Source organism: Citrobacter sp. KTE151, assembly GCF_000398845.1.
Classification (GTDB): domain Bacteria; phylum Pseudomonadota; class Gammaproteobacteria; order Enterobacterales; family Enterobacteriaceae; genus Citrobacter; species Citrobacter braakii.
In genome coordinates, this window is sequence record NZ_KB976068.1 from 161,786 (window position 1) to 173,399 (window position 11,614).

Genomic DNA, 11,614 nt, shown 5'->3' on the forward strand with positions numbered 1-11,614 from the left:
GATTTTCATTTAAATAATCGAATTGAAATATGTAATTTATATTTTGTATATATTTTTTTGAATGTATTCGCGCCGGGCGCAAAAAAAATGCGGACTCAAGGTCCGCAAAAGTTCACGTTGGCTTTAGTTATTTCGAGTATGAGAGAAACTCTCAAAACGGACCGTAGCTTCAAGGGTTAAAGGGGTACCGTTCCGTTTCTGTGGTGCATTATTAAACAGAAAGCTTGATAGGGATAATCGTTCGTTGCTATTCTACCTATCGCTACGAACTATCGTGGCGATGGAGGATGAATAATGAATATTCGTGATCTTGAATACCTGGTGGCGCTAGCCGAACATCGTCACTTCCGACGAGCGGCAGACTCCTGTCACGTTAGCCAGCCAACGCTGAGCGGACAGATCCGCAAGCTGGAAGATGAGCTTGGCGTCATGCTGCTGGAGCGTACGAGTCGCAAAGTGCTGTTCACTCAGGCAGGTTTACTGCTGGTGGATCAGGCGCGCACCGTGCTGCGCGAGGTCAAAGTGCTCAAGGAGATGGCAAGCCAACAAGGCGAGACAATGTCTGGACCGCTGCATATTGGTTTGATCCCAACGGTGGGGCCATACCTGCTGCCGCATATTATTCCTATGTTGCATCAGACCTTCCCAAAACTGGAAATGTATCTTCATGAGGCGCAGACGCATCAGCTGTTGGCGCAACTGGATAGCGGTAAGCTCGACTGCGTGATTCTGGCGCTGGTGAAAGAGAGTGAGGCGTTCATCGAAGTACCGTTATTTGATGAGCCTATGCTGCTGGCGATCTATGAAGATCACCCATGGGCAAACCGCGACTGTGTGCCGATGTCCGATCTGGCGGGTGAGAAACTGCTGATGCTAGAGGATGGCCACTGCCTGCGCGATCAGGCGATGGGCTTCTGCTTTGAAGCGGGTGCTGATGAGGATACCCATTTCCGGGCGACCAGTCTGGAAACGCTGCGTAACATGGTGGCGGCAGGCAGCGGTATTACCTTACTGCCTGCGCTGGCCGTGCCGCCAGAGCGTAAGCGTGATGGCGTAGTCTATCTGCCCTGCATCAAGCCAGAACCGCGCCGTACGATTGGCCTGGTGTATCGTCCAGGTTCGCCGCTGCGCAGCCGTTATGAACAGCTGGCAGAGGCCATCCGTGGGTCAATGGATGGCCATTTCGACAGTGCGTTAAAACAGGCGGTTTAAGCCATTTAGCGCTGCTACCCGATAGGCTTCCGCCATGGTTGGGTAGTTAAAGGTGGTGTTAACGAAGTATTCGATGGTGTTACCACCACCTTTTTGCTCCATTATCGCCTGACCGATGTGAATAATTTCGGCCGCGCGTTCCCCAAAGCAGTGGATCCCCAGAATTTCTTTCGTTTCGCGATGGAACAGGATCTTCAGCGTTCCGACACTCATACCCACGATTTGCGCACGTGCCAGATGTTTAAACTGGGCGCGGCCAACCTCGTATGGAACTTTCATGGCCGTGAGCTGCTGCTCGGTTTTCCCGACGGAGCTGATTTCCGGAATGGTATAAATCCCGGTCGGGATATCTTCGATCAGATGCGCGGTAGCTTCGCCTTTTACCAATGCCTGGGCGGCAATGCGTCCCTGATCGTAGGCCGCCGATGCCAGACTCGGATAGCCGATCACGTCTCCTACGGCATACACGTGCGGCAGCGCCGTCTGGTACATGCTGTTGACCTTCAACTGTCCGCGGCTGTCGGTTTTCAACCCAATATTTTCCAGCGCCAGCGAATCGGTATTACCGGTACGGCCATTGGCGTACAACAGGCAGTCGGCTTTCAGTTTCTTACCGGATTTCAGATGCATGATGACGCCGTCATCGCAACCTTCAATCTTCTCGTACTCTTCGTTGTGGCGAATGACCACTCCGCTGTTCCAGAAGTGGTAAGAGAGCGAGTCGGACATCTCTTGATCGAGGAACGCAAGCAGACGATCGCGGGTGTTGATTAAATCAACTTTGACGTCCATTCCACGGAAGATCGACGCATATTCGCAGCCAATTACTCCCGCGCCATAAATCAAAACATGGCGGGGTTCATGGTGCAGGCTCAGGATAGAGTCGCTGTCATAAACCCGGGGATGGGAAAAGTCGACATCCACCGGATGATAGGGGCGTGAACCACAGGCGATGATGAACTTATCCGCGGTCAGCGTTTCCACCGTGCCGTCGTGGCATTCAAGGGCGAGTGTGTGTTCATCAACAAAACGGGCATTTCCCTGCAAAATTTCACAGTGGTTGCGCTCGTAAAATCCTTGCCGCATACGCGTTTGCTGATTAATAACGTTATCAGCGTGGTTGAGAATATCGGCGAAAGAAGAGCGAAGGAGTCGGGAGTGGTCGCTGTAAAGTGGGTTCTGATTGAATTCAATAATACGGCTGACGGCGTGGCGGAGGGCTTTCGACGGGATGGTCCCCCAGTGGGTACAGCCTCCGCCGACGTTATGATAGCGCTCAATCACCGCGACGCGCGCTCCTTGCTTAACCAGACCCATTGCAGCGCCTTCGCCGCCGGGACCGGAACCTATTACTATTGCATCGTAATCGTAGGAATGTGACATGGTCAGGCTTACCTGTTCTTATACATAAAAGCAACAGAATAGTAACATCGTTGTCGGGATAACCCAATTATCGTTGTGCTTTTTTGCGAACTCGAAGCACAAACTGCGCGTAAACAATCATTCACAAAGCCATGCCAACCGCCTAATCTCTGGTATAGTGCCAGCAAGGTATGTGGAAGGATTCAGACATCGTGATGGGCGTTAGAGCGCAACAAAAAGAAAAAACCCGGCGTTCGCTGGTAGAAGCCGCATTTAGTCAACTCAGCGCTGAGCGTAGTTTTGCCAGCCTCAGTTTACGCGAAGTCGCTCGTGAAGCGGGCATTGCGCCAACCTCGTTTTATCGCCATTTCCGCGATGTGGATGAACTCGGCCTGACGATGGTGGATGAGAGTGGTTTGATGCTGCGTCAGTTGATGCGTCAGGCGCGTCAGCGTATCGCGAAGGGCGGGAGTGTGATCCGCACCTCGGTCTCAACATTTATGGAGTTCATCGGCAACAATCCCAACGCCTTCCGTTTATTATTGCGCGAGCGTTCGGGAACCTCCGCGGCGTTTCGCGCAGCGGTCGCTCGTGAAATTCAGCACTTCATTGCGGAACTTGCGGACTATCTCGAACTCGAAAACCATATGCCTCGTGCGTTTACTGAAGCGCAGGCCGAAGCCATGGTCACCATTGTGTTCAGCGCCGGGGCAGAAGCACTGGATGTTGGCGCCGAGCAGCGTCGACAGCTGGAAGAACGGCTGGTATTGCAACTGCGCATGATCGCGAAGGGCGCATTTTATTGGTACCGCCGTGAACAAGAGAAGATGACGCATCACTCCGAGTAACGAGAAGGACGAGCAATGAAACAGTCAGGTCAAGATAAAGGTACGCTGCTGCTGGCGCTGGTTGCTGGCTTATCGATCAATGGCACATTTGCGGCGCTGTTTAGCTCCATTGTGCCATTCTCAGTATTCCCAATTATTTCGCTGGTGCTGACGGTTTATTGTCTGCATCAACGCTATCAAAACCGCACCATGCCTGTGGGGTTACCGGGCCTGGCCGCCGCCTGTTTTATTCTCGGCGTTCTGTTGTACAGCACTGTGGTACGCGCTGAATATCCGGATATTGGCTCAAACTTCTTCCCGGCGGTTCTGTCGGTGATTCTGGTGTTCTGGATCGGCTTTAAAGTGCGTAACCGTAGACAGGAAATCGTGGAGTAATATTTTTAGGCCGGGCAAGCGAAGCGCCCCCGGCCAGGACATCATTTACTTGGCGGTCAGTAATACTCCGCACTCCATATGGTGCGTATACGGGAACTGATCGAACAGAGCCAGGCGTGAAACATTGTGCGTCTGGCTTAACGTTTCCAGATTCTTACATAATGTCTCCGGGTTACAGGAGATGTACAGAATTCGCGGGTACGCCTGCACCATTTTCTCTGTTTCGCTGTCCAGACCGCTGCGCGGTGGGTCAACGAAAATGGTTTCACACTGGTAACTCTTCAGATCGATTCCCTGCAAACGGTTGAACTCACGAACCCCGTTCATCGCCTGAGTAAACTCTTCGGCCGCCATGCGGATAATTTGTACGTTATCAATATGGTTAGCCGCAATGTTGTATTGCGCAGCAGCCACGGACGGTTTAGCGATTTCAGTGGCCAGCACGCGGTTGAAGTTTTGTGCGAGGGCTAACGAGAAATTGCCATTGCCGCAGTATAGCTCAAGCAGGTCGCCTTTTGATCCCCTGGTGACATCAATCGCCCATTCCAGCATCTGAATATTCATGGCGGCATTCGGCTGGGTGAAGCTGTTCTCAACCTGGCGGTAGATAATCTCTTTACCCGCAACCGGCAAGCGTTCGTCAATGTAATCCTGGTCCAGCTCGATTTTGGTTTTGGTTGCCCGGCCAATCAGATGCACGTTCAGGTTTTGCGCCCGTAACGCATCCCGCAGCGCTTCAGCTTCCTGACGCCATTCATCATCCAGTTTTTTATGGTACAGCATCGATATCACCGCCTGATCGCTCAGGGTAGTGAGGTAATCAATCTGGAACAGTTTGTGGCGCAGGACGTGGTTGTTGCGAACGCCGTCGATCATTGCCGTCATCAGCGTGTTGATAAGCTCGCTGGCCGCCGGGAAACTGTCGACGCGGATACGGCTTTTGGTCTGGCTGTCGAACATGATGTGGTACAGATCATCCCCGTCATGCCACAGACGAAATTCCGCGCGCATACGGTAGTGGCTGACCGGCGAGCGAAACACTTCCGGAGCCTGTGCATAAAATGGCGTCATTAAGCTCTGCAGACGCACTACTTTTTCAGCTAACTGGGCGTCGTACTGTTCTGTCGGAAGGTGTTCGGGGGTCATGATGCGTCCTGAAAAATAAAAGTACGCGGGGATTGTAGGGATTGCTCAACAGATGTCCAGTCATTGATGATTTCCGATATTGTGATGCGCGGTCTGGACACCAGGTTGTAACAAACTGTAGCATCCGTTTTCCGGTCCTGTGAGTTAAAAGGGAATCCAGTGTGAATCTGGAGCTGACGCGCAGCGGTATGGAAGGTAGGAGATGAGCGCACCTGGTGCAGACACTGCGGCTTGCCGTGGGAAGTCATCATCTCTTTAAGTTGCCTCCAAGCCCGAAGACCTGCCGGCTAACGTCGCATCTGGTTTTCATCATCGCGTACTATCGGTGGGACCTGCGGCATCCTTCTTATATTGTGGATGCTTTACAATGATTAAAAAATCGTTGCTGTGCACGGCACTGTCCGTCACAGCATTTTCGGGTTGGGCGCAGGATTTAGGCCAGGATACCCTTGTCGTTACCGCTAACCGTTTTCAACAACCGGTAAATACCGTGCTTGCGCCAACGGATATTGTTACCCGCGAAGATATTCAGCGCTGGCAGTCAAAAGATCTTAATGACGTGATGCGCCGTCTTCCTGGGGTAGATATCTCACAGAGCGGCGGAATGGGAAAAAGTTCCTCTCTGTATGTTCGCGGCACCGAAGCGCGGCATGTCCTGGTACTGATTGATGGTGTGCCGATGGCGCGGGCGGGCATTAGTAACGCGATTGATATTGGCCAGCTCCCGGTATCGTTGGTGCAGCGCATTGAATACATTCGCGGACCGCGTTCAGCGGTGTACGGCTCCGGCGCGATTGGCGGCGTCGTCAATATCATTACGATGAGCAATGACGATAAATCGCAGATCAATGCCGGTATGGGAACGGATGGTTACCAGACCTATGATGGCATCATAAATAAACGGTTTGGCGATACGATCGTAACGGCTGCCGGGGCATATGAGACGACCAGGGGCTTTAACATTCAGCCTGACTCTCCCTATCGCGGTGACAGTGACCGGGACGGCTACCGCAACAAGCTGTTCTGGGGAGGCGTACAGCATAAGTTTAACGATAACGTCTCTGGGTTCTTTCGCGGCTATGGCTATACGGCGAATAGCGATTACGATCAGGGTTCATATGGCTATGTTGGCGGCAATGATGAAGCTCAGAATTACACTCAATCCTGGGATTCTGGCCTGCAATACAGTTCTGGCATCTATTCTTCTCAGCTGATCGCCAATTATCAGCACCTGAAAGATTACAACTACAGCAACGAGCTCGGTCGGTATGCGGGGGATGCCTCGCTGGATAACATGGAGCAACGTTATATTCAGTGGGGTAATAGTGTTGAAGTTGGGCACGGGGCGGTTAACGGCGGGGTTGACTGGAAACAGGAAAAGCTGACTTCTAGCAGTACAACGAAGGCCGATACTTACAAACGTGATACCACCGGACTCTACCTGACCGGGCAGCAGCAAATCGATAGCGTCACGCTAGAAGCTTCTGGCCGTGAAGATCATGATGAGCAGTTCGGCTGGCATGGGACATGGCAGACCGCTGCGGGCTGGGAGTTTGTTGATGGCTATCGGGCGACTCTCTCCTATGGCACGGGTTTCCTGGCGCCATCCCTTGGACAGCAATATGGCGCGACGCGTTTTGCATCGTCTTATGGGCCTGGCATTGCCGCCAACCCAAATCTGAAGCCGGAAGAATCCAGGCAGTGGGAGGCCGGTATTGATGGACTGACCGGGCCGCTGGATTGGCGTCTTTCTGCATATCATTATAAAGTTCAAAACCTGATCGATTATAAAGATAACCAGTACGTCAATCTGAAGTCAGCCACCATTAAAGGTCTTGAGTGGACTGGAAATATCACCACTGGTCCGGTAGATCACCACCTGACGCTGCAATATGTCGATCCGCGTGATGATGAAACTAATAAGGTTCTCTATCGCCGTGCTAAGCAGCAGGTAAAGTATGAGCTGACCGGGCAAATCTTTGAACTCGGCTGGAATGTAATGTATCAGTACCTCGGCGAGCGTTACGATAACGACTACGACAATAAGAGAGATGTAAAAATGGGTGGGGTTAGCCTGTGGGATCTTGGCGTGTCATATCCAATCACCTCACAGCTGACAGTTCGTGGTAAAATCGCCAACCTGTTCGATAAAGATTACGAGACAGTTTATGGCTACGCAACTGCAGGACGGGAATACACCTTGTCTGGCAGCTACACTTTCTGATCCGCGTCCCACCGTGCTGGTGTTTGATTCCGGCGTCGGTGGGTTGTCGGTCTATGATGAGATCCGGCGTCTTCTGCCGGATCTCCACTATATATACGCTTTCGACAACGTCGCCTTTCCTTATGGAGAGAAGAGCGAGGAGTTTATCGTCGAACGTGTTGTTGAGATTGTGACTGCGGTCCAGCAGTGCTATCCCCTCTCTCTTGCGGTCATCGCGTGTAATACAGCAAGCACGGTATCGCTCCCTGCATTACGTGAGAAATTTGCCTTTCCGGTTGTGGGCGTGGTGCCTGCTATTAAACCGGCGGCGCGACTCACGGCGAATGGTGTGGTGGGACTGCTTGCTACGCGTGCAACGGTGAAGCGTTCATATACCCATGAGTTGATTGCACGGTTTGCTAACGAATGTCAGATAGCGATGCTGGGTTCCGCTGAGCTGGTGGAACTGGCGGAAGCGAAGCTGCACGGTGAAACCATTTCTCTGGAAGAACTGCGTCGTGTCCTGCGCCCTTGGCTGCGGATGTCGGAACCACCTGACACGGTGGTGCTCGGATGCACCCATTTCCCTCTATTACGGGAAGAACTTTTACAGGTCCTGCCCGAGGGGACGCGGCTGGTGGATTCTGGTGCCGCGATTGCGCGTCGTACGGCCTGGTTATTAGAACATGAAGCGCCAGACGCGAAATCAACTGATGAGAATGTCGCATTCTGCATGGCAATGACGGCAGAAGCCGAACAATTATTGCCCGTGCTGCAGCGTTATGGCTTTAAGACGCTCGAAAAACTGGCTGTTTAGGCTGTTTTGGTGGAAAAATAGACACTCGGAAGATTATTTTAAATTTCCCCTTGTCAGCCTGAAATAACTCCCTATAATGCGCCTCCACTGACACGGAACAACGGATTACAAACCGCCGGGTCAGCGGAGAAAAGCGAAAATAAATGCTTGACTCTGAATGAGGAAAACGTAATATACGGGACCTCGCGACAGAGCGCTAAAGCGCGTCGCAACTGCTCTTTAACAATTTATCAGACAATCTGTGTGGGCACTCGAAGATACGGATTCTTAACGTCGCAAGACGAAAAATGAATACCAAGTCTCTGAGTGAACACGTAATTCATTACGAAGTTTAATTCACGAGCATCAAACTTAAATTGAAGAGTTTGATCATGGCTCAGATTGAACGCTGGCGGCAGGCCTAACACATGCAAGTCGAACGGTAGCACAGAGGAGCTTGCTCCTTGGGTGACGAGTGGCGGACGGGTGAGTAATGTCTGGGAAACTGCCCGATGGAGGGGGATAACTACTGGAAACGGTAGCTAATACCGCATAACGTCGCAAGACCAAAGAGGGGGACCTTCGGGCCTCTTGCCATCGGATGTGCCCAGATGGGATTAGCTAGTAGGTGGGGTAACGGCTCACCTAGGCGACGATCCCTAGCTGGTCTGAGAGGATGACCAGCCACACTGGAACTGAGACACGGTCCAGACTCCTACGGGAGGCAGCAGTGGGGAATATTGCACAATGGGCGCAAGCCTGATGCAGCCATGCCGCGTGTATGAAGAAGGCCTTCGGGTTGTAAAGTACTTTCAGCGAGGAGGAAGGTGTTGTGGTTAATAACCGCAGCAATTGACGTTACTCGCAGAAGAAGCACCGGCTAACTCCGTGCCAGCAGCCGCGGTAATACGGAGGGTGCAAGCGTTAATCGGAATTACTGGGCGTAAAGCGCACGCAGGCGGTCTGTCAAGTCGGATGTGAAATCCCCGGGCTCAACCTGGGAACTGCATCCGAAACTGGCAGGCTAGAGTCTTGTAGAGGGGGGTAGAATTCCAGGTGTAGCGGTGAAATGCGTAGAGATCTGGAGGAATACCGGTGGCGAAGGCGGCCCCCTGGACAAAGACTGACGCTCAGGTGCGAAAGCGTGGGGAGCAAACAGGATTAGATACCCTGGTAGTCCACGCCGTAAACGATGTCGACTTGGAGGTTGTGCCCTTGAGGCGTGGCTTCCGGAGCTAACGCGTTAAGTCGACCGCCTGGGGAGTACGGCCGCAAGGTTAAAACTCAAATGAATTGACGGGGGCCCGCACAAGCGGTGGAGCATGTGGTTTAATTCGATGCAACGCGAAGAACCTTACCTACTCTTGACATCCAGAGAACTTGGCAGAGATGCCTTGGTGCCTTCGGGAACCGTGAGACAGGTGCTGCATGGCTGTCGTCAGCTCGTGTTGTGAAATGTTGGGTTAAGTCCCGCAACGAGCGCAACCCTTATCCTTTGTTGCCAGCGATTCGGTCGGGAACTCAAAGGAGACTGCCAGTGATAAACTGGAGGAAGGTGGGGATGACGTCAAGTCATCATGGCCCTTACGAGTAGGGCTACACACGTGCTACAATGGCATATACAAAGAGAAGCGACCTCGCGAGAGCAAGCGGACCTCATAAAGTATGTCGTAGTCCGGATTGGAGTCTGCAACTCGACTCCATGAAGTCGGAATCGCTAGTAATCGTGGATCAGAATGCCACGGTGAATACGTTCCCGGGCCTTGTACACACCGCCCGTCACACCATGGGAGTGGGTTGCAAAAGAAGTAGGTAGCTTAACCTTCGGGAGGGCGCTTACCACTTTGTGATTCATGACTGGGGTGAAGTCGTAACAAGGTAACCGTAGGGGAACCTGCGGTTGGATCACCTCCTTACCTTAAAGAAACGTTCTTTGTAGTGCTCACACAGATTGTCTGATGAAAATTAGCAGTAAGAAAATCTCTGCAGGCTTGTAGCTCAGGTGGTTAGAGCGCACCCCTGATAAGGGTGAGGTCGGTGGTTCAAGTCCACTCAGGCCTACCAAATTTCTGCTGATGCTGCGTTGCGGCGACGTTCACATACTTCAGTATGCTTCGCGTCACCACGCATTGCCTCAACAGAAATTAAGGTTAAACGAGATTTAACTACGATGGGGCTATAGCTCAGCTGGGAGAGCGCCTGCCTTGCACGCAGGAGGTCTGCGGTTCGATCCCGCATAGCTCCACCATCCTTTACTGCAAAAAAACAAGAAAACTTCAGAGTGTACCTGAAAAGGTTCACTGCGAAGTTTTGCTCTTTAAAAATCTGGATCAAGCTGAAAATTGAAACGACACACTGTTTCATTTCTCCGTAAACAAGAAATGAAAAGCGGTGTGTCCGAGTCTCTCAAATTTTCGCAACACTGAAATGTTTTACGAAACATCTTCGGGTTGTGAGGTTAAGCGACTAAGCGTACACGGTGGATGCCCTGGCAGTCAGAGGCGATGAAGGACGTGCTAATCTGCGATAAGCGTCGGTAAGGTGATATGAACCGTTATAACCGGCGATTTCCGAATGGGGAAACCCAGTGTGATTCGTCACACTATCATTACGTGAATACATAGCGTAATGAAGCGAACCGGGGGAACTGAAACATCTAAGTACCCCGAGGAAAAGAAATCAACCGAGATTCCCCCAGTAGCGGCGAGCGAACGGGGAGCAGCCCAGAGTCTGAATCAGCATGTGTGGTAGTGGAACGGTCTGGAAAGTCCGGCGATACAGGGTGATAGTCCCGTACACAAAAGTGCATGTGTTGTGAACTCGAAGAGTAGGGCGGGACACGTGGTATCCTGTCTGAATATGGGGGGACCATCCTCCAAGGCTAAATACTCCTGACTGACCGATAGTGAACCAGTACCGTGAGGGAAAGGCGAAAAGAACCCCGGCGAGGGGAGTGAAAAAGAACCTGAAACCGTGTACGTACAAGCAGTGGGAGCCTCTTTATGGGGTGACTGCGTACCTTTTGTATAATGGGTCAGCGACTTATATTCTGTAGCAAGGTTAACCGAATAGGGGAGCCGAAGGGAAACCGAGTCTTAACTGGGCGTTAAGTTGCAGGGTATAGACCCGAAACCCGGTGATCTAGCCATGGGCAGGTTGAAGGTTGGGTAACACTAACTGGAGGACCGAACCGACTAATGTTGAAAAATTAGCGGATGACTTGTGGCTGGGGGTGAAAGGCCAATCAAACCGGGAGATAGCTGGTTCTCCCCGAAAGCTATTTAGGTAGCGCCTCGTGAACTCATCTTCGGGGGTAGAGCACTGTTTCGGCTAGGGGGTCATCCCGACTTACCAACCCGATGCAAACTGCGAATACCGAAGAATGTTATCACGGGAGACACACGGCGGGTGCTAACGTCCGTCGTGAAGAGGGAAACAACCCAGACCGCCAGCTAAGGTCCCAAAGTCATGGTTAAGTGGGAAACGATGTGGGAAGGCACAGACAGCCAGGATGTTGGCTTAGAAGCAGCCATCATTTAAAGAAAGCGTAATAGCTCACTGGTCGAGTCGGCCTGCGCGGAAGATGTAACGGGGCTAAACCATGCACCGAAGCTGCGGCAGCGACACTATGTGTTGTTGGGTAGGGGAGCGTTCTGTAAGCCGTTGAAGGTG

Annotated in this window: 7 protein-coding genes, 2 tRNA genes, 1 rRNA gene and 1 riboswitch; of the genes, 8 read left to right on the forward strand and 2 right to left on the reverse strand. The window is 52.0% G+C overall.

Annotated features, from left to right (window positions below):
• Positions 1–294 precede the first annotated feature (294 nt).
• Positions 295–1,212 carry a DNA-binding transcriptional regulator OxyR gene (gene oxyR, locus WC7_RS00870; protein ID WP_003028858.1) on the forward strand — a complete coding sequence of 306 codons (918 nt, stop codon included), beginning with the start codon at positions 295–297 and terminating at the stop codon, positions 1,210–1,212.
• Here oxyR and sthA read toward each other — a convergent pair.
• On the reverse strand, positions 1,195–2,595 hold the full coding sequence (gene sthA / locus WC7_RS00865; RefSeq protein ID WP_016155291.1) for a Si-specific NAD(P)(+) transhydrogenase: 1,401 nt from the start codon (positions 2,593–2,595) through the stop codon (positions 1,195–1,197). The two genes, oxyR and sthA, sit on opposite strands and share 18 nt — an antisense overlap.
• 191 nt (positions 2,596–2,786) lie before the next feature.
• Here sthA and fabR point away from each other — a divergent pair, with 191 nt between their 5' ends.
• Positions 2,787–3,422 (forward strand): HTH-type transcriptional repressor FabR, encoded by a 636-nt coding sequence (gene fabR / locus WC7_RS00860; RefSeq protein WP_003028862.1) that lies wholly within the window; start codon positions 2,787–2,789, stop codon positions 3,420–3,422.
• A 15-nt stretch (positions 3,423–3,437) separates the two neighbouring features.
• Positions 3,438–3,797, forward strand: coding sequence for a YijD family membrane protein (locus tag WC7_RS00855; protein ID WP_016155292.1), 360 nt, complete (start codon positions 3,438–3,440; stop codon positions 3,795–3,797).
• A 45-nt stretch (positions 3,798–3,842) separates the two neighbouring features.
• Here WC7_RS00855 and trmA read toward each other — a convergent pair whose 3' ends face one another.
• Positions 3,843–4,943, reverse strand: a complete 1,101-nt coding sequence (gene trmA / locus WC7_RS00850; protein WP_016155293.1) for a tRNA (uridine(54)-C5)-methyltransferase TrmA — start codon at positions 4,941–4,943, stop codon at positions 3,843–3,845.
• A 115-nt stretch (positions 4,944–5,058) separates the two neighbouring features.
• Positions 5,059–5,246: riboswitch (cobalamin riboswitch) on the forward strand.
• 64 nt (positions 5,247–5,310) lie between these two features.
• On the opposite strand from trmA, the gene btuB reads away from it, so the two are divergent.
• The 5 genes from btuB to WC7_RS00825 all read left to right on the forward strand — a co-directional run bounded on the left by btuB (position 5,311) and on the right by WC7_RS00825 (position 10,190).
• Positions 5,311–7,167, forward strand: a complete 1,857-nt coding sequence (btuB, locus tag WC7_RS00845; protein WP_016155294.1) for a TonB-dependent vitamin B12 receptor BtuB — start codon at positions 5,311–5,313, stop codon at positions 7,165–7,167.
• Positions 7,112–7,963: a glutamate racemase gene (gene murI / locus WC7_RS00840; protein ID WP_016155295.1), complete on the forward strand. Its 852-nt coding sequence runs from the start codon at positions 7,112–7,114 to the stop codon at positions 7,961–7,963. Before btuB ends, murI begins: the two co-directional genes overlap by 56 nt.
• Before the next feature lie 353 nt (positions 7,964–8,316).
• Positions 8,317–9,858, forward strand: a 16S ribosomal RNA gene (locus tag WC7_RS00835).
• A 71-nt stretch (positions 9,859–9,929) separates the two neighbouring features.
• Positions 9,930–10,006: transfer RNA gene (locus tag WC7_RS00830), tRNA-Ile, on the forward strand.
• 108 nt (positions 10,007–10,114) lie between these two features.
• A tRNA-Ala gene (locus WC7_RS00825) sits at positions 10,115–10,190 on the forward strand.
• Positions 10,191–11,614: the final 1,424 nt, after the last annotated feature.

Excerpts from the sequence above, each read along its gene's own strand:
- oxyR (WP_003028858.1), top strand. The coding sequence starts at position 295 with ATGAATATTCGTGATCTTGAATACCTGGTGGCGCTAGCCGAACATCGT.
- sthA (WP_016155291.1), bottom strand. The coding sequence starts at position 2,595 with ATGTCACATTCCTACGATTACGATGCAATAGTAATAGGTTCCGGTCCC.
- WC7_RS00855 (WP_016155292.1), top strand. The coding sequence starts at position 3,438 with ATGAAACAGTCAGGTCAAGATAAAGGTACGCTGCTGCTGGCGCTGGTT.
- trmA (WP_016155293.1), bottom strand. The coding sequence starts at position 4,943 with ATGACCCCCGAACACCTTCCGACAGAACAGTACGACGCCCAGTTAGCT.
- btuB (WP_016155294.1), top strand. The coding sequence starts at position 5,311 with ATGATTAAAAAATCGTTGCTGTGCACGGCACTGTCCGTCACAGCATTT.
- murI (WP_016155295.1), top strand. The coding sequence starts at position 7,112 with ATGGCTACGCAACTGCAGGACGGGAATACACCTTGTCTGGCAGCTACA.